At 47.1% G+C, this 17,254-nt stretch carries 16 protein-coding genes and 1 riboswitch; of the genes, 2 read left to right on the top strand and 14 right to left on the bottom strand.

Features of this window, described 5'->3' with window-relative positions; translation table 11 throughout:
* Positions 1 to 87 precede the first annotated feature (87 nt).
* Positions 88 to 993 carry a YitT family protein gene (locus MHB85_RS08985; RefSeq protein WP_051447155.1) on the top strand — a complete coding sequence of 302 codons (906 nt, stop codon included), beginning with the start codon at positions 88 to 90 and terminating at the stop codon, positions 991 to 993.
* A gap of 85 nt (positions 994 to 1,078) precedes the next feature.
* On the opposite strand, the gene MHB85_RS08980 is transcribed toward MHB85_RS08985, so the two are convergent.
* The 6 genes from MHB85_RS08980 to metA form a co-directional block, all read right to left on the bottom strand.
* On the bottom strand, positions 1,079 to 2,092 hold the full coding sequence (locus tag MHB85_RS08980; RefSeq protein WP_341072794.1) for a zinc-binding alcohol dehydrogenase family protein: 1,014 nt from the start codon (positions 2,090 to 2,092) through the stop codon (positions 1,079 to 1,081).
* Positions 2,089 to 3,066: an aldo/keto reductase gene (locus MHB85_RS08975; protein ID WP_341072793.1), complete on the bottom strand. Its 978-nt coding sequence runs from the start codon at positions 3,064 to 3,066 to the stop codon at positions 2,089 to 2,091. Before MHB85_RS08975 ends, MHB85_RS08980 begins: the two co-directional genes overlap by 4 nt.
* A gap of 233 nt (positions 3,067 to 3,299) precedes the next feature.
* Positions 3,300 to 4,436, bottom strand: coding sequence for a cyclic dehypoxanthinyl futalosine synthase (mqnC, locus tag MHB85_RS08970; protein WP_036611015.1), 1,137 nt, complete (start codon positions 4,434 to 4,436; stop codon positions 3,300 to 3,302).
* 241 nt (positions 4,437 to 4,677) lie between these two features.
* Entirely contained in the window at positions 4,678 to 5,850 is a 1,173-nt protein-coding gene (locus tag MHB85_RS08965; protein WP_036669808.1) for a trans-sulfuration enzyme family protein, read from the bottom strand.
* Positions 5,847 to 7,034 carry a PLP-dependent transferase gene (locus MHB85_RS08960; protein ID WP_036669806.1) on the bottom strand — a complete coding sequence of 396 codons (1,188 nt, stop codon included), beginning with the start codon at positions 7,032 to 7,034 and terminating at the stop codon, positions 5,847 to 5,849. The genes MHB85_RS08965 and MHB85_RS08960 overlap by 4 nt, the downstream gene beginning before the upstream one ends.
* Before the next feature lie 24 nt (positions 7,035 to 7,058).
* A complete protein-coding gene (metA, locus tag MHB85_RS08955; RefSeq protein WP_036610071.1) occupies positions 7,059 to 7,976 on the bottom strand; it encodes a homoserine O-acetyltransferase MetA in 918 nt (305 codons plus the stop codon).
* 236 nt (positions 7,977 to 8,212) lie between these two features.
* Positions 8,213 to 8,336, bottom strand: a riboswitch (SAM riboswitch).
* A 451-nt stretch (positions 8,337 to 8,787) separates the two neighbouring features.
* Here metA and corA point away from each other — a divergent pair.
* On the top strand, positions 8,788 to 9,723 hold the full coding sequence (corA, locus tag MHB85_RS08950; RefSeq protein ID WP_047842270.1) for a magnesium/cobalt transporter CorA: 936 nt from the start codon (positions 8,788 to 8,790) through the stop codon (positions 9,721 to 9,723).
* A gap of 70 nt (positions 9,724 to 9,793) precedes the next feature.
* On the opposite strand, the gene MHB85_RS08945 is transcribed toward corA, so the two are convergent.
* The 8 genes from MHB85_RS08945 to MHB85_RS08910 form a co-directional block, all read right to left on the bottom strand.
* The gene (locus MHB85_RS08945; protein ID WP_076252426.1) at positions 9,794 to 10,795 is read right to left on the bottom strand and encodes an HRDC domain-containing protein; all 1,002 of its coding nucleotides are present in this window, start codon (positions 10,793 to 10,795) and stop codon (positions 9,794 to 9,796) included.
* Between the two features lie 177 nt (positions 10,796 to 10,972).
* A complete protein-coding gene (locus MHB85_RS08940; protein ID WP_047842269.1) occupies positions 10,973 to 11,851 on the bottom strand; it encodes an ROK family protein in 879 nt (292 codons plus the stop codon).
* A gap of 72 nt (positions 11,852 to 11,923) precedes the next feature.
* Complete coding sequence (locus MHB85_RS08935) at positions 11,924 to 12,610, bottom strand: MOSC domain-containing protein (protein ID WP_341072792.1); 687 nt, start codon at positions 12,608 to 12,610, stop codon at positions 11,924 to 11,926.
* A gap of 30 nt (positions 12,611 to 12,640) precedes the next feature.
* Positions 12,641 to 13,747, bottom strand: coding sequence for a phosphodiester glycosidase family protein (locus MHB85_RS08930; RefSeq protein WP_301291341.1), 1,107 nt, complete (start codon positions 13,745 to 13,747; stop codon positions 12,641 to 12,643).
* A gap of 5 nt (positions 13,748 to 13,752) precedes the next feature.
* On the bottom strand, positions 13,753 to 14,646 hold the full coding sequence (locus tag MHB85_RS08925) for a 5'-3' exonuclease (RefSeq protein WP_253507003.1): 894 nt from the start codon (positions 14,644 to 14,646) through the stop codon (positions 13,753 to 13,755).
* 139 nt (positions 14,647 to 14,785) lie between these two features.
* Positions 14,786 to 15,151, bottom strand: coding sequence for an arsenate reductase family protein (locus tag MHB85_RS08920; RefSeq protein ID WP_091014717.1), 366 nt, complete (start codon positions 15,149 to 15,151; stop codon positions 14,786 to 14,788).
* Positions 15,152 to 15,554: 403 nt separating this feature from the next.
* On the bottom strand, positions 15,555 to 16,538 hold the full coding sequence (locus MHB85_RS08915) for an RluA family pseudouridine synthase (protein ID WP_341072791.1): 984 nt from the start codon (positions 16,536 to 16,538) through the stop codon (positions 15,555 to 15,557).
* Positions 16,535 to 17,110: a cob(I)yrinic acid a,c-diamide adenosyltransferase gene (locus tag MHB85_RS08910; RefSeq protein ID WP_036610088.1), complete on the bottom strand. Its 576-nt coding sequence runs from the start codon at positions 17,108 to 17,110 to the stop codon at positions 16,535 to 16,537. The genes MHB85_RS08915 and MHB85_RS08910 overlap by 4 nt, the downstream gene beginning before the upstream one ends.
* Positions 17,111 to 17,254: the final 144 nt, after the last annotated feature.

The following is a 17,254-nucleotide window of genomic DNA, read 5'->3' as shown; positions in this document are numbered from 1 at the left end:
ACTAACGTACTTCGCGGCTCTTACGCCGATCTTTCTGTGACTAACCCAGGGAGAATGGCTCGAAAGCCGCACTAAGGAGGATGACCTATGAAAGCACCTCTGATATCGGCTAATCCGGTGCCAAACACCGCCAAGACCAGGATATCGTCTACCCGCCGCTGGTTAAACCTGTTTCTCGTTATTGCGGGCGGAATTCTGGCCTCCGTGGGACTTGAATTGTTCTTACACCCCAATAAGATTATTATTGGAGGCATTACAGGCATTTCCTCACTCTTCGCCCACTGGACCGAAATGAGGATTGGATTGTTCCTATTTTTATTCAATGTGCCGTTTATATTTCTGTCTTACAAGATTGTGCAGAAGAAATTTGTACTGGTTACTGTTCTAGGTCTGGTTGTCTTTTCGATCGGTGCCATTGTGCTTCATCCCATGCCGCCACTTGTAGAGCATCCGCTGGCTGCCGCCATGTTTGGCGGATTATGCCTCGGACTCGGAATTGGGCTCGTCGTACGGTATGGCGGGACACTGGATACGCTGGAAATCGGTGATCCGTCTTCCCGCCCACCTGAACGTGTATTTAGCGGAAAACGGATGCTTATCGAAAAAATAATCATGCTGCTTAACTTGTTGATACTGACAGCCGCTGGTGTTGTCTTTGGCTGGGACCAAGCGATGTATTCTGTAATCGCCTATCTTATTGCTTATGAAATGGTGTACATTGCGTTCAGGGGCTTCTCTTCCAAACGCAAAGTATGCATATTGACCACACAAAGCTCTCAAGTTGAAAAAGCTGTACGCAAACGGCTACGCCGTGAACCTGGAATTCTGGAAGCCACTTCTGACTCAACACAACTCGCGATGGCGGAAGGATGGATCAGGCAAATCCCGGGTGCACTTTATTATGAGGTACATGTGCTGGAGATGATCTGGTTAAAGTCCATTGTGCGTCACATTGATCCACATGCGGGTATTGTAACGAATCCGGAAAAATAAAAAAACGCTCTCTTACCCTATGGATGAACAGTTTTGTTCAACAAGGTCAGAGAGCGTTTTTTTCTGTTATCAGACTTACTTGTTATTATAGCTCAACGATGGCTTTGACTACATGTGAATCTGGCAATAACCATTGATCTATTGCAGTAGGTAACTCATCAAATTCCACTCGGTGTGTGATGTACCCATCCATACTTAGTTTCTTTTGACGCAAGGTCGACAGGACCTGTTCAAAATCTTCACGGGTTGCGTTTCGACTGCCCAGGATACTCATCTCCCGCTTGTGAAATTCGGGGTCATGAAAGGTAATATCCGCTTTCACCAGTCCAACAAAAATGAGTTGACCACTATGCGCCACATATTGAATGGCCTCATTCATGGAATTCACGTTACCTGTTGCATCGAAGACAGCTGTAGCATAGTCGCCTCCCGTAATTTCAGCCACTTGTTGTACAGTATGTTCATTGGCCTGTACTAGGTCATCCGCTCCAGCCCAAGTCCGGCTAAGCTCCAGCCTGTCCAGATTACGATCAACGGCAATAACACGCGCTCCAGCCTGTTTGGCGAATGCCATCACACCCAATCCAATGGGGCCAGCTCCAATCACAACCACATGCTCACCAGGTTTAATTCCTGCTCTTCTGACGGCATGGGCTCCAATGCTTAATGGTTCTACCATTGCCGTCTCATCCAGCGTCAAACCTTCTGCTGAGAGCAGATGTGAGACAGGCACGCTGATTTTTTCTCTCATGCCTCCGTCTACGTGCACACCCATGACTTGCATGGACGCACAACAATTGGTTTTTCCACTGCGACATGCAATACAGTGACCGCAGTGCAGATACGGAATAATACTTACCTGATCCCCAGGCTGTAATCCTGCCTCGTTCGGACCGATTTCTTCAATAACAGCCGCCAGTTCATGACCCAGAACACGAGGATAGGTAAAGAATGGCTGGTTGCCTTTGTACGCATGCAGATCCGTTCCACAGATCCCAATCCGCCGAATGGCAACCAACGCCTCTCCTTCTGCTCGTTCCGGTTGAGGCAGGTCCTGGAGCTTCAATTGATCTATTTCTTCACATACAATGGCTCTCATCGTAGTTCCCCCTTAGATGCTTCTGCTGTCGTGTTGCTTGGCTTCGTATTATATTCAGGTCTTCCGCTTGACCACGTCTCGTTATGCAATGGAGCCAGAATGCGCAGCACTTCATCCAGCAGGCTCTGATCCATCGGTTCCTCTATCCAGGCTGCATTATTGAGGATATTGCGCTGGCTGGCACTGCTCACCAGTGTTGTCGGAATTCGTTGATTCGACGTGGAGAATTGCACGGCCAACTTGGCAATGTCACTGCCTTGTTCTGCACAGAAGCGGGCAGCCTTCAGGCAGAGCTCTTTCACCCGATCATCTGCCGGATGCCAGGCAGGAGCCCCTCGGGTACTCAACAAGCCCATAGAAAGAGGCGAAGCATTGACGAGGCCAATTTCTTTTTTTTCCAACAGGGGCAATAACGATAATAATGAGGTATCATTCAATGAATAATGACAATACGAGATGATTGCATCCGCATCGATCTGTGGCAGAACCTTCTCGAACAACGGTAAGGGCAATCCACAAATGCCCGCATGTCGTATAACTCCCTGCTCTTTCAGACGCAGCAACGTTGGAAAGGCTTCTTCTACGATGATCTCTGCTGGCACAAATTCAATATCATGCAGGAACAGAATGTCGATATAGTCTGTATGCAGTCGATCCAGGCTCTCTTGCACGCTATCCAGAATCCGCTGACGTGAAAAATCAAACTCATTTTCCCCATACCGTCCGGCTTTGGTTGATAACATATATGAACTGCGCGGCAAGCTATGGATGGCTTCACCCAACACGGACTCCGCTTTTGTCAGCCCGTAGTAAGGCGAAACGTCTATGTAATTCATCCCCGCATCTACGGCCGCATGTACAGTGCGAATCCCTTCGTCCCGGTCAATGTTACGAAATACAGAACCGAGTGAGGATGCTCCAAAACTCAATACAGGTACGTCCAGTTCCGTCTTGCCAAGTATTCTTCTCTTCATCGGTTTAACCCCTTCCAGCGTGTCTGACTACACAAGTTCCCTTTCATTGTAACAGTTCAATTTCAATATAAAATATCGCCAATTGCGTAACATGTACTGTTTGATGACCTCGAACCGCAGAAAGAAATCAAAAAACCCGCCGTCTCTCCAAACGGAGTAGTCAGCGGGCTTGGCTTCATAAATACTTATCTAACGATCAAAGTTTATAAAGAGTAGTATTGAATTAATTAGAATTAGTTCTGCATTACGAAATCTTCATGTACGGCATTTTCTTCGTCGAACATGCGCACAATCTCGTATCGGGTGTTACGTTGTGCCGGAATATAACCGGACTCTCGAATCAAACGCAGAATGGATTCAATGTTAACTTTGTAAGTTGCACCAGCAGCAGATACAACGTTCTCTTCAATCATCGTGCTACCGAAGTCATTACAACCAAATTCAAGCGACTTCTTACCGATCTCAGGACCCATGGTTACCCAAGAGGATTGAATGTTCTTGATATTATCCAGCACCAGTCGGCTGATGGCTACAGTCTTCAAGTACTCTTCCGGAGTCTGACGCTCCAGCTTAAGGTTGGTATTGTCTGGCTGGAAGGTCCAAGGAATGAATGCCAGGAAACCTTCGGAGTCATACTTGTTCGCAATACATTCGTCCTGAGCTTCACGTACACGGAGCAAGTGTAATGCACGCTCTTCCATCGATTCACCAAGTCCGATAACCATCGTTGCCGTGGTGTTCATACCGATGCGGTGTGCAGTTTGCATAACGTCCATCCAATCACGCCATGAACCTTTCAAGCGGCTGATCTTCCGACGTGTGCGGTCATCCAGAATTTCAGCGCCGCCGCCAGGCAAGGAATCCAGTCCAGCTTCGTGAATGGCACGAACAACTTCTTCCAATGTAAGGCCATCGGATACTTCAACCATTTTCATAATCTCCGCTGGGGAGAAAGAGTGCATCGTGATGTTTGGGAAACGCTCTTTGATGGCTTTCAACAGGTCTGTATAATAGCTGAAAGGCAAGTTTGGATTCGTTCCACCTTGCATCAAAATCTCGGTACCATTCACATCTTCCGTTTCCTGAATCTTCTGGAAAATCACTTCGTCCGGAAGCACATAACCTTCATCCGAACCAGGTCTGCGGTAGAAAGCACAAAAACGGCAGTACACATCACACACGTTTGTGTAGTTGACGTTACGCCCAATTACAAATGTTCTGTATGGTTCAGGGTGCATGCGTTTCATAATGACATTAGCAGCTGCCCCGATTTTGTCCACTTCATTGGATTCAAATAACTGAATCGTGTCTTCCAAGTCCAAACGTTCGCCCCGAAGGGCTTTATCTAAGATACGGTCTACCGTACTCATCGTAAAAAAGCCTCCCTCATGAAGAGAAATTATATAACGATCCGTCCCAACTTGTTCAAGAGAAGCAAGTTCTGGTGGCAACATCGTATTTCTGTACTCCACATATCGTAACACAGGTTACATGTGAAAAAAAGCACCTTATGTACAGGTGCTTTAAAAATAAGTAAAAATTTTTACATATGGAAAAGAATTAGTTCGAACTTAAGTGATACGCATCGGCGTATTCGGGCATCCACTTTTGTTAGGATTCCTGAAGTGCTTGCTCCAAATCTACAATCAGATCTTCGATATCTTCCAGACCTACGGAGAAGCGCAGCAACCCATCTGTAATGCCACGGTCACGGCGAACCTCAGCCGGCATTGCCGCATGAGACATCATCGCTGGGTAGGACAGAATACTCTCCACAGCTCCCAAGCTTACAGCAACAATGGGGAGCTTCACCCGGTTAAGAACTGCTTTTGCACGATCACCTGAACCGACGTCAAAAGAAACGACAGCTCCATATCCTGTGGACTGGCGCTCATGTGCCTCACGGCCCGGATGATCCTCCAGTCCAGGATAAAAGACAGCGGTAATATCACTGCGTTCATTAAGCCATGCCGCCAGTTTGGCTGTACTCCGTTCACTATGAGCCATGCGAGCCCCCAAGGTTTTCATCCCGCGCATCAGAAGCCAGGATTCTTGTGCCCCGAGTACAGTTCCAAGTCCATTTTGCAACTGTTTTAGTTGTACGCCAAGTGATTCCGTGCGAGCAACGGCTAACCCTGCCAGTACATCACTGTGACCTCCGAGAAACTTCGTAGCACTATGTACGACGATGTCCACACCAAGCTCAATTGGACGCTGATAGTACGGTGTCATAAAGGTGTTATCCAGAATTGTGATCAGGTCATGTTCCTTCGACCAGTCAGTTACAGCAGCGATATCCGTAATTCGCAGTGTAGGGTTGGACGGTGTTTCCATATAAACTGCCTTGGTGTTTGGCTTGAGTGCCGCTTTTACTTCATCTATATTGGTCATGTCTACAAAGGTTGTCTCGATCTGCATACGGCTTAATATGGAAGTAAGCAAACGATACGTACCTCCATATACATCTTCCGTTACAATCATGTGATCCCCTGCGGAGAACATCATGAACACGCTTGAGATCGCAGCCATCCCCGAAGAATAGGCAAAGCCTCGTGCGCCGCCCTCCAGCAATGTGATGTAATCTTCCAGAGCCTGACGTGTCGGATTACCCGAACGACTGTAATCATGTTGAGGCGGATTGAAGATATCAAAATGATGGAATGTTGATGCTTGATAGATCGGTACACTGGAGGCTCCAGTCGTTTTGTCAATCTCATCGCCAAAATGGAGTAACTTGGTATCAAATTTCAACTCGGAATTGGGCTTGTTGTTGGACTCACTCATGAGTGCACTCCTCCTTCCACTTCCTGTTGTGCAGCTGTCAGAGCATTGCCGAGATCTGCAATCAGATCATCTGCATGTTCAATGCCTACGGAGAACCGGAGCAGACGGTCATCCACACCTACGGCTTCACGAATTTCAAGCGGAATATCCGCATGAGTCTGTACTGCCGGATAAGTCATGAGTGATTCAACTCCGCCGAGACTTTCGGCAAAAGCAATGAGTTGGATATGACGTAGCAACGGTTCAACATAACGTGCATCCTTCACTTTGAAAGAGAAGATACCTGTGTTACCCGTGGATTGTTTGTTCTGTATCTCATACCCCGGATGATCGGATAGACCTGGATGATACACTTCAACCACCGCTGGGTGCTCAAGCAAGTATTTGGCAATAGTAAGTGCATTGTGCTCATGACGCTCCATGCGAAGAGCCAGCGTTTTCATACCTTTCATCAACTGGTAGGAGTCACTTGGAGATAATACCGCTCCAATGGAATTATGCAGGAACGCCATCTCAGCAGATAACGCCTCACCTTTGGTAATAATTAGTCCGGCGAGCACATCATTATGTCCGCCCAGATATTTGGTAGCGCTATGAATGATGATATCGGCACCCAGTTCAATCGGACGTTGGAAAAATGGAGTCAACAACGTGTTGTCAACAATGGTCAACAGGTTGTAACTTTTCGCCCAGGAAGCAACGGCTTCCACATCGGTGATCATCATCAGTGGATTGGTTGGTGTCTCAATAAATACAGCTTTTGTATTCGGTTGACGAACCTTCTCCAGTGCTGCCAGGTCATTCGTGTCCACATAACTAGCAGTTACGCCGAAACGGGACAGAATACGTTCCAGCAGACGATAGGTTCCACCATACAGATCCAGCGATACAATCAGATGATCCCCTTGACCAAACATGGCAAAGATCGTTTGCAGCGCGGCCATTCCCGAGCTACAGGCAAACCCTGCATCACCGGACTCCAGCGCTGCAGCGGCTTCTTCCAACACTTTACGGGTTGGATTAGTGGTACGAATATAATCAAACCCCGTGCTTTGTCCAAGCTTCGGGTGGCGAAACGCAGTGGATTGATAGATCGGAAAGTTAATGGCGCCTGTTACCGGTTCATTGATGGACCCAATTTGTGCTAAGCGGCTTTCGATTTTCAACTTGTTGTTGTCTTCCATTGCTGCATCCTCCTGTAATCTCGATTAGATTTGCGGGCCAATATCGTAAGGTGTTTCTTGATACACATAGTAATTGAGCCAGTTAGAGAATAATAAGTTGGCATGAGCGCGCCAAGTAGCTGGTGGCACACGGGAAGGGTCGTCATTCGGATAATAATGTCTAGGCAATGCGATATCCAAACCTTTGGCTGCATCCCGGTCATACTCCCACTTTAATGAGAACGGGTCATACTCGGCATGTCCTGTGGCAAAAATCTGTTTGCCGTCTTTGGTAGCAACCAGGAAGATCCCCGCTTCCTCGGATTCAGCCAAAATCTCTAAATTCTCATTCTTTTCAATATCTTCGCGTCTCACTTCCGTATGACGGGAATGTGGAACGTTGAATACTTCATCGAATCCACGCAACAATGGAACATGTGGTTTATTGATGGTATGTGGGAAAACGCCAAAACACTTTTCATCAAGTGCAACCTTGGGTACGTCAAAATGATGGTATAAACCTGCCTGGGAAGCCCAACATATGTGGAGGGTTGAAGTCACATTGGTTTTGGTCCATTCGAAGATCTCCTGGATTTCATTCCAATAGTTCACGTCTTCGAAATCCATTTGTTCCACCGGGGCACCCGTAATAATCATTCCATCGAAACGGCGGTGCTCAATCTCATCAAAGGTTTTATAGAACAGATCCAAATACTCCTGAGACGTATTCTTCGACGTATGGGATTTGGGATGTACGAGAACGACATCCACCTGAATAGGCGTGTTTCCCACCAGACGAAGCAATTGTGTTTCGGTCGTTTCCTTTGTGGGCATCAGGTTTAATATAGCGATACGGAGTGGACGAATATCCTGCTGATATGCAGAAGTTTCATCCATGACGAAGATATTCTCTCCTTCAAGTACTTCTTTTGCTGGTAGAGTATCGGGTATTTTGATTGGCATAGTAAGTCTAACTCCTCCTTGTGCATAGATAGATGCAGCCACCCCTGGCTTGATGTCTTCACATCAATACAGTTATAGACTGCCTTGAGCTTGTAAAAACATTGAATTGCTCTTTCATCCAACGTTACAAACAACCTCAAGTTCCTTAGCGAAAATCACTGCTGAGAAGTCGGGGCATATAACAAAGACCTTCCTCGGATTTCGAGAAAGGTCATATGTAAAAAAGATATGCGCCTCTCTCATCTCTCAGTTACAACAGTGCCACTTGACACTTAGTCGCTGCAAGAATTAGCACCGTGCGGTATACCGCCGGTTGCCGGGTTTCATCGGGCCAGTCCCTCCACCTACTCTTGATAAGATTTCGCTGTATTAGATTGTAATTAAATATGGTTCACCGTCTACTTTATTACATTAATGCCCTCACGTCAAGATGCAGTTCGATGTCTGCTTCCCAGATCGGAACCGTTCATCATCCGTTGTCATACACTGCCTCAGGGCGCGAAATAGACACATTTTTGCGCTTGAAAGCACCTTGTACCAGCGGTATACTAAACAAGGTGTTATAAACCCTTATGTGAGAGGTGACATATTAAATGGATGGCGACCCGAGGCCTGACTGGCAGCCGAATTCCGACAAACTGCATAGAGAATTGACATCAGCATGCCGGCAGCGGGACGTGACTTCCGTTTGATTATATAGTGAACGCAGCCCTGATCTCCAGGCTCCGCTGCCGACCGGCTGATTTGTTCTTTTTGCGCCCATAATGATAATATCCGCCAAGTTGGCGGGTGCAGAAGGAGTAGATTAACGATGAAAATCCGGTTGGTAAACAACGGTGTATTTATTCCGGTGGACGATATTCAGCAGGCGCTGACTCCACCAGCGGAAGGATTTTACTGGATTGATGCAGACGTAGACGATTTGGCGGTACTTCAGCCGCTGTTCTTGATGCATGATCTGGCTGTGGAAGACTGTCTTAGTGACGAAGAACAACGTCCGAAGATTGAAATTTATGAGAACCATTATTTTATTGTGATTAATAGCATCCGTTTTGATGATGAAGAGATATTTCTACGTGCGGTCAACTTATTCCTCGGCAGACATTTCATTATTAGTGTTACCAAGCACAAGGTAAGCGAATTGCGCACACTGAAACCCATCCTGTGGGAACAGGAAATCAGTACACCGGATCGTCTGCTTTATTTGCTGGTTGACTTGATTGTTGATAATTATTTCACCGTAGGTGACCGAATTGAAGCACGGATCGAGAAGCTTGAGGAAGACATTCTGATGCATACCAAAAAGTCACATCTGAATGAGATCATCGGGCTGCGCAGTGAGATTCTGTGGCTGAAAAAAGTCCTTGGACCTCAGAAAGAGGTCATTAACACCTTGAACAAAAAAGATCTGCGTCTCATCGATGATCAACTGCAAAAGTATTTCAGTGACATCTATGAGAATGCTGTAAAAATATCTGAAACCTTTGAGACTTATCGCGACCTGATGGGCAACTTGCGAGAAGCCTACCAATCCAGTATTGCGAACCGGGCGAATGAAATCATGCGTGTATTTACCGCCATTACCACGGTCTTCATGCCGCTGACGGTCATTACCGGTATATACGGCATGAACTTTACGAATATGCCAGAGCTTAACTGGAAATACAGCTATTTTGTTGTGATTGGCCTAATGGTTACCCTGGGCCTGAGCATGTTCTTCATTTTCCGCAAGAAAGACTGGGTATGAACTCGTATGAAATAACGAAGACGAAGCGCTCCTCCGGGAGAAACGCCTCGTCTTTTTTCATTTCTGATTATTAACCAACATTCTTCTCTGTCTCTGCGTGCCGACGGAAGCGGATTCGAATCATGCGCAGCCTTTCATAGACCTGCTCCAGACTTCCTCCATCGGGTTTCTCTCCTCCATACACCTTATGTAATACTGGCTTCAGGAACGTATCTCCCAGCTCCTCATACGCACTCCATACGGCCTCTTGTTCGTTCTCTGGCATCACTGCCAGCTCCACATCAAGAAGACAATCGGTGTCATAACCTTCATGATCCAGTGCCTCTAACAGCTCAACCAACTCGCGTCGGGATAATCCGGATCGATTAACAATCTCCTCTAACGTATACCCTTCCTTCATGCCTTCAAGCACCTGCTTACGCGTGGTGAACTTATCAAGTTCCTGCTTATACTTCTGCTCTCTCTGCTTGTATAACCAACTCTCATACTCTTCTTCCTTCAGCGCCGTGTATACCCAGTCCAGCGGGAATGTCGTTGAACGCTCCAGTCCGGTTGTAATCTCCATCCATTCCGTACCATACTCAGTTGCTTTGCTCTCTCCTACGCCCGGAAGTTGCATCAGTTCATCCAGCGATTGCGGAACAAAGGCACTGATCAAACGCAACAGACGATTCGTTGCAATAAAATACGGCGCCTTCCGGTCAGACACAGCTCTCTTCCTGCGCCATGTGCACAGATCCGTATATAATTGCTCATTGCCGTATAACTCACTGTAACAATGGAGCCGCTGTCCACCATAACTGCGTGACTTCAGATCATCATTCTCATGAAATAACCCCTGCAACTGCGGTCGGTACCCCTCACTCATCTGTATGGCAAGCTGATGACGGTAAATATGAAGCAGCTCCTCCCAAGAAGTCCCTTCATACCAGATGCTGTCCTCACGCTCTCCTTCCTCGTAGCGACTCCATCCCAGCTGCCAACTATCTTCCTCTTCCCCAATCCATAACTGTGCATACTCTGCATTCTGATCTGACATTCTGGACAATCTGTTCATGAAAATGACTTCCATTTTCGTTCCCTCCCTTTGAATATTCAGCTTATACGAGTTAAAGATGCTACCTATAGGCAGCACAAAAAAAAACACCCCTCCTGCAAAATCCATGCAAGAGAGGTGCTTCCTCATTAACCGTACTATGCTGTTGCCCATATCATACCACAATGGTAAAATTCGTCAATCCCTAATGACCTACTTATTCAATGCCAACTTGGCAAGCGCCAGTGAACCACACAGACCCGCATTGTCACCAAGTCCTGGTGAAACAACATACTGGTCAATGTCGGATTGAAGTGCCGGATGCTGAACGTATCCAGCCAGCAACTCCTGCAGTTTGCTACGAACCATCGGGAACAGGTGCTCCTGCTTCATTACTCCGCCACCCATGACAATTTTCTGCGGAGAGAGAATCAGAACATAGTTCATCAGGGCGTGTGCCAGGTAATGTGCTTCGATCTCCCAAGCTTTATGATCTGCAGGCAGTTCATAAGCCGGTTGCTCCCAACGTTTGTTAATAGCTGGGCCAGCTGCAAGGCCTTCGAGGCAGTCACCATGATACGGACAGAAACCCTCGTATGTATCCTCCGGATGTCTGCGTACAATGATATGTCCCATCTCTGGATGTGACAATCCATGGACCATTTTACCGCCAACCACAGCACCTGCACCAATACCTGTACCCACAGTGATATACAGACAGCTCTCAAGACCTTGTGCAGCGCCCCAGGTTGCTTCTCCAAGTGCCGCACCATTCACATCCGTATCAAATGTCATCGGCACATCAAAATGCTCCTTGAGCTTGCCAATCACGTTATACTGTCCCCAATGTGGTTTAGGTGTTGTTGTGATATAGCCATATGTTGGGCTTCCTTCAATCGGATCAATCGGACCGAATGAACCTACACCCAGAGCTTCAATGCCTTTGCCTTCAAAAAATGAAATCACTTGAGCCATGGTCTCTTCCGGTGTTGTTGTTGGAAAACTTACGCGTTCCAGAACTTCTCCGTTTTCTGTGCCAATACCACATACAAATTTGGTTCCGCCTGCTTCAATTGCGCCTAAGATCGTCATGTTAGTCACACTCCCAAGTTAGTTTAAAAAGGAATTCGAATTGCTTTACTTGATGACACGATAATTACCCTGCTACTTGTTCTCCAGCTTGGACAATCGTTTCATTAACGTTTGCCTCCAGCTGTCTGACAGCGCAGGAATGGCCAGCAACGTCTGAATACCTTCGACATTTTCTTTCCCCTGATGCATGATTCGATTGGCTTCAAGAACCGTCATTGAGGCTGGATCGGTGCTGATCCGTCGAAATATCGATGAAGGCCTTACCTCACCTTCTTGCAGTACACGAAAGTAAAAGCCGGTATATCCACTCTCCTGAAAATAAACAGGTAGCTCCTTATAGTCATACCTCGCACCCAGCTTGAAGCAAGGTTGTCTGGGCTGACTGACCTGCACTGTGGCTTCGCCCAACTCGTACACATCACCAATCCGTACGTCTTCTTCGGCACAGCCTTCAACCGTCAGATTTTCTCCACAAGCTCCCCAATCCAGCTTGCGATCCATCAGTTGTTCGAGCACCGGATAACGACTGTAATCGTATACACAAACGGCTTTGTCAGGGCCGCCATGATGCACCAGATCCGCCTGCGCGTCCCCTGTCATTCCAGTGAATGACAGGAAAACCGCGTCGGATACAGGATGTTTCACAATGCCGCTCAGCACTTCACGCTTCTGCCCAGGGAGCGGCCGCGGCAGTCCTACATTAATGGCCAGAACAGCTGTATTGCCCTCCCCTGGCTTTCGATCAGATGTGAGTGTCATTTGCGTCATACCTCCTATAATCACTTTCTTTTAACGCACAGAGCCGCCAAATACGAGTGTATTACTCAAGAGCCGACCTGGAGAAGTCAGCATTTTGCCCCCGGCATACATACCCGAGGAAGCACCGCCATCCAGATTCATGGCCTGTTTGGCGCCAAGCTTCTGCATCACCGCTGCCCACTCCTTGATTGTTGCTCCGGAAACGGTAGCCAGCATAACAGAACCGTCCGCCATGATCGCAATACCACTTCTGGCTCCGGAAGCATTAAGAATCTTGGCATCCTTGAAACCTTCGCTCGTCGGATTGACAGCTACCTTACCGTCTTTTACCAGACGGGGTCCTGCCCCAACAGCAGTCACTACATCTTGCCAAGGGATCTCTTTGCCTGCTGCGTTCGTATACTTATAATTCATTTCTACGGTCGAACCAACGGTGAAACGGTCCGAAGAAGACTTCTGATTACCTGTGAAGACCAGTACCGAGCCATTCTTAGGGATCGCTACATTGGTATTGGGCACTTTTTTGGTCACGATACCTTTCTCCATGACAACCGCAGTGCCACCTTTGAATCCGACTGTGGCACCTCGTTCAGGCGTATACAGCATCGTAATGCTTGCGTTCGCTGAAGGTGTTCGATTAATAAAGGTTGCATACCAACTGCGTGATTTACCTTTTGTATCCGTTACTTTACCTGTCAAACTCACCTGAAGTGAATCCATGATCGCCGAGCCGTCTTCCTTAAATCCGATGGATGTTCCGTATCTTCCAATATGTATGACCTTACCATTTGCTATTAACATACCGTATGGATCTGGTGCTCCGTTGTATGCTTCAAAAAATGCTCCGTTAATGGCTGCTTGCGCACCATAGGCTTTCACAATCGATGGCAATGTTGCCGTCTGGCCAACTTGCTTCTTCGCTAGTCCCACGGTAACCGGTGTTCCCTTTGGAATCGAAACGGTCTGTACGGTAAAATTACGTCCTGCTGCTTTTACTTTCTGTACTTTGGTGCTAATTGCTGCTTTGGCATCCACTGTCTGTGGTGCACTTACTGCTCCCGAAAGAATTACGGGCAAGGCCAGGACAAGGGCCATAGCCCCTGTCCACCACTTTTTGCCTGTTCGTACGTTCTTCATGTTGCTCACCCTATTGCCACTCCCATCCAAGAGCCAAGGCTCTTCATCTCAAGTTGTTCAAACTTGTCCATCACCATATCCGGATCAAGACGCAATTCACAGATATCCAGCGCACAGGCAACCGGAACAGCACAATGAATCTCTGCCAGTTTGCGGGACAGATGAAGCATGTCCAGATCATTCTCAATCTTGTTACGCACCGAAGGGGTCAGTTTATCCATGTTGCTCAAAATCCCTTCAATGGAGCCGTATTCCTGTACAAGCTTCAACGCTGTTTTCTCACCAATTCCCCGTACTCCGGGATAATTGTCGCTGGCATCTCCCATCAGACCCTTCATATCAATCACTTGACGAGGTGTCAGTTGTTTCTCTGCCATGAGCGTTTCAGGGTTGTACACCATGTAGTTGCCATGGCCTTTTTTCATAATAATGATACTTGTGCGGTCATTAATCAGTTGCAACATGTCGTGGTCACCCGTCAGTACCATAACATTCATATCGGTCTCTTCGGTATAATACTTCGCAAGCGTCCCGATACAATCGTCGGCTTCGAATCCTTGTGCACCTATATTCGGAATACCCAGGCTATCCATGACTTCACGAATCAGAGCAAATTGGGGAATCAGGTCATCCGGAGCTTCGGCCCGGTTGCCTTTGTAGGCTGCATATTCTTCACCGCGGAACGTCTTACCGCCCATATCCCAACAACATACGACATGACTTGGCCCAAAAGTCTGAACCGCATCCCAGAAATAACGGATAAATCCGTAGACTGCGTTGGTAGGCACTCCTGCCTTTGTACGTCTGATATATCCGCTTGCAGATGTCGCATAAAAAGCACGGAACAACACCGCCATACCGTCTACCAGCAACAAAGTAGGTTCATTACGTTGATTCACTTGAATTTGTTCTCTCCTATCTAAATCTAGCATATAAAATATCGAAACTAATTCTATCATTATAGCATAGTTCCGCCAACCATCGTTCAGCCAAAAAAGCCCTGAATTTTGAACAATTCAAGGCTGATATTCAGCGCGTTTATGCGTTATTCCATTCCTGCTCGTACGTTTCTTCCTTGAATCCAACCGTCACCTTTTCTCCATCCGTAACGATCGGACGTTTGATCAGACGACCATTGGAAGCCAATAAACGAATCTGTTCATCATCGGACATGCCTGGAAGCTTGTCCTTCAATTGTTGTTCTTTGTATACTTCCCCACTCGTATTAAAGAACTTTTTCACTTCCAGCCCGCTCTTTTGGATGAGTTCTGTTAGTTCAGATTCTGATGGCGGTGAGTCAAAAATAGGGATTAACTCCAGCTCATGTCCTTGAGCTTCAAGCCATTTTACAGCTTTGCGGCATGTGCCGCATTTGGCATATTGATATACTTTTAAGTTACTCATGGTATGTGTTCCTCCAAATGCTCCGGTATCGACTTCTCGCTTCCCTTGGTTTGCTTCGCAAATCCAAAAGTCGCTCCAAATCGATACCATCGCCATGTAATTTTACTGACTTTTGCGAATGAGATCAAAAACTCACATTCGGCTATATTTTTTCGGATCAAAATCTTACAGCTTTTGTATCCTTAAAAACTTTTGAGATTTGAATTCTTGAAATATTTAACATCAAATTGGTAAACATCAATACATTAACCATAGAACCATAAAGATTAGCCTACGGCATGTTGTTCGGGTGCATTAAGCATCCCTCACAAGGGTAAGACAAACAGCGTTGAACTCCAAACAGGACAGGCCGTGCAGGAAACTGCGCTACGAGGTGCAAAACTAAGAGCCCCGTCGCAGCTTCCTACAGTTCTTCTCTGGGAGCTGCCTCATCATTCAAACGCTTCTCTAGCGCGGCCATATCTGCTGGGAAAGGAGCTTGGAACGTTATGCGTTCCTGTAGAATGGGATGTTCAAACGTCAGCTCACAGGCATGTAATGCCTGGCGTTCGATCCAGCTGTCCCGTTCTTCTCGAACAGCCATGGTCTGCTCATCGATCTCATGCACAGGTAGTGTCTTGTACATTCGATCACCTATCAACGGGCAGCCGATGGACGTCATATGTACCCTGATCTGATGGGTTCTGCCACTTTCCAGCTTGAGGCTTATCGCACTGGCGCTGCCCCCTGACCAACGTGTTACGGTCGTGTACAACGTTCTTGCAGCGTAGCCATCAGGTGTTACGATTCGGCGGTGTGGCTCTTCAGGATCGCGATCGATCGGGCCATCTACTGCCCCCTGTTCCGGGACAGGACTGCCGTGCACAAGTGCAATATATTTCTTGTCCACTGTTCCTGCAATCATCTGTTCAGAGACATGTTGATGGACATAAGGGTTCTTGGCTATGGCGAGAACACCTGACGTTTCCTGATCAAGGCGATGAATCGGTCTAAACCGAAAGCGCTCGCCCTTGGTTTTCCAGTAATGAACAACGCCATTTGCCAAAGTACCTGTATAATGTCCATGTGTCGGATGAACGATGATGCCCGCATCCTTGTTGACAATAAGCAAGTGCTCATCTTCATACAGAACGGTAAAGGGAATAGGCTCAGGCAAAATATCATCCGATTCCTCTTGCTCCATCCGAACTTCAACGACATCACCCGCAGCTACCTTGACGCTAATGTACACGCGCTCTCCATTAAGCATGACACCTTGCTCCGTCAACTTAATTTTGGACAAAAGCTTACGCGACACCAGCAGCCGGCGCTGAAGCACGGTCTTCAGCAGCCAGCCATCTTCTTGTTCGGTCACCGTGTAGACAATCGGCGAATAATACTGGCTCATTCTTTGCGGCGGAAGACTTTTTTGCTCCGCACATATTCAATATCCGCCACCTGTTGTCTCGCGTTGGCTGTCCGTGCAACCACGAAGAAGTAATCAGACAGTCGGTTTAGATACCGTCGTACAGACGGATTAATATCTGTATGTTGTCCAAGTGTTACCGTGCGACGCTCTGCGCGACGACATACAGTACGGCACACATGAAGAGCAGAGGACAGCTGACTGCCACCTGGAATAATGAATCGTTCCACTTTTGGATTCTCTGCATCATACTGGTCGATCCATTGTTCCAGACGTGTGACCATTTCATCTCTCACCTTATATTTGGTCTCACTAATCTTCACAAAGGCCAGATCCGATCCGCAATCAAACAGTTCCTGCTGAACTTCCAGCAGATGTTCACGCAGATCTTCAAATTCCCCTTGAGCCGAGTCAATAAGGCTGATCGCCTGGCCTACAAAACAGTTCAACTCATCAATCGTGCCATAAGCCTCAACCCGGTCATCATCCTTGATGACGCGTCCACCGATGACCGAAGTCTGTCCTTCGTCACCTGTTCGTGTATATATGCCCATCGTTATCCCTCCAATTGGTAATATAATAATGAATACGGGAATGCCATTTTTTCAGAAACCCGTCTATCGCTTTACACGTATATAAGAATTGGTGTGCTCTGCCGAGTATACGACAAATCAAAGGAAACCAAAAGTAAAGGAGAC

This window comes from Paenibacillus sp. FSL K6-4396 (genome assembly GCF_038002525.1).
Lineage (GTDB): Bacteria > Bacillota > Bacilli > Paenibacillales > Paenibacillaceae > Paenibacillus > Paenibacillus amylolyticus_B.
Note: the sequence above shows the minus strand (reverse complement) of the source record. Positions and strands in the feature narration are given on the sequence as shown.

Bases quoted from the DNA above. Each gene is read 5' to 3' on its own strand.
- MHB85_RS08960 (WP_036669806.1), bottom strand. From the start codon at position 7,034: ATGGAAGACAACAACAAGTTGAAAATCGAAAGCCGCTTAGCACAAATT.
- MHB85_RS08975 (WP_341072793.1), bottom strand. From the start codon at position 3,066: ATGAAGAGAAGAATACTTGGCAAGACGGAACTGGACGTACCTGTATTG.
- MHB85_RS08980 (WP_341072794.1), bottom strand. From the start codon at position 2,092: ATGAGAGCCATTGTATGTGAAGAAATAGATCAATTGAAGCTCCAGGAC.
- MHB85_RS08910 (WP_036610088.1), bottom strand. From the start codon at position 17,110: ATGGGCATATATACACGAACAGGTGACGAAGGACAGACTTCGGTCATC.
- MHB85_RS08920 (WP_091014717.1), bottom strand. From the start codon at position 15,151: ATGAGTAACTTAAAAGTATATCAATATGCCAAATGCGGCACATGCCGC.
- MHB85_RS08915 (WP_341072791.1), bottom strand. From the start codon at position 16,538: ATGAGCCAGTATTATTCGCCGATTGTCTACACGGTGACCGAACAAGAA.
- MHB85_RS08965 (WP_036669808.1), bottom strand. From the start codon at position 5,850: ATGAGTGAGTCCAACAACAAGCCCAATTCCGAGTTGAAATTTGATACC.
- MHB85_RS08940 (WP_047842269.1), bottom strand. From the start codon at position 11,851: ATGACGATCTTAGGCGCAATTGAAGCAGGCGGAACCAAATTTGTATGT.
- metA (WP_036610071.1), bottom strand. From the start codon at position 7,976: ATGCCAATCAAAATACCCGATACTCTACCAGCAAAAGAAGTACTTGAA.
- MHB85_RS08935 (WP_341072792.1), bottom strand. From the start codon at position 12,610: ATGACACTCACATCTGATCGAAAGCCAGGGGAGGGCAATACAGCTGTT.
- MHB85_RS08945 (WP_076252426.1), bottom strand. From the start codon at position 10,795: ATGGAAGTCATTTTCATGAACAGATTGTCCAGAATGTCAGATCAGAAT.
- MHB85_RS08985 (WP_051447155.1), top strand. From the start codon at position 88: ATGAAAGCACCTCTGATATCGGCTAATCCGGTGCCAAACACCGCCAAG.
- corA (WP_047842270.1), top strand. From the start codon at position 8,788: ATGAAAATCCGGTTGGTAAACAACGGTGTATTTATTCCGGTGGACGAT.
- mqnC (WP_036611015.1), bottom strand. From the start codon at position 4,436: ATGAGTACGGTAGACCGTATCTTAGATAAAGCCCTTCGGGGCGAACGT.
- MHB85_RS08930 (WP_301291341.1), bottom strand. From the start codon at position 13,747: ATGAAGAACGTACGAACAGGCAAAAAGTGGTGGACAGGGGCTATGGCC.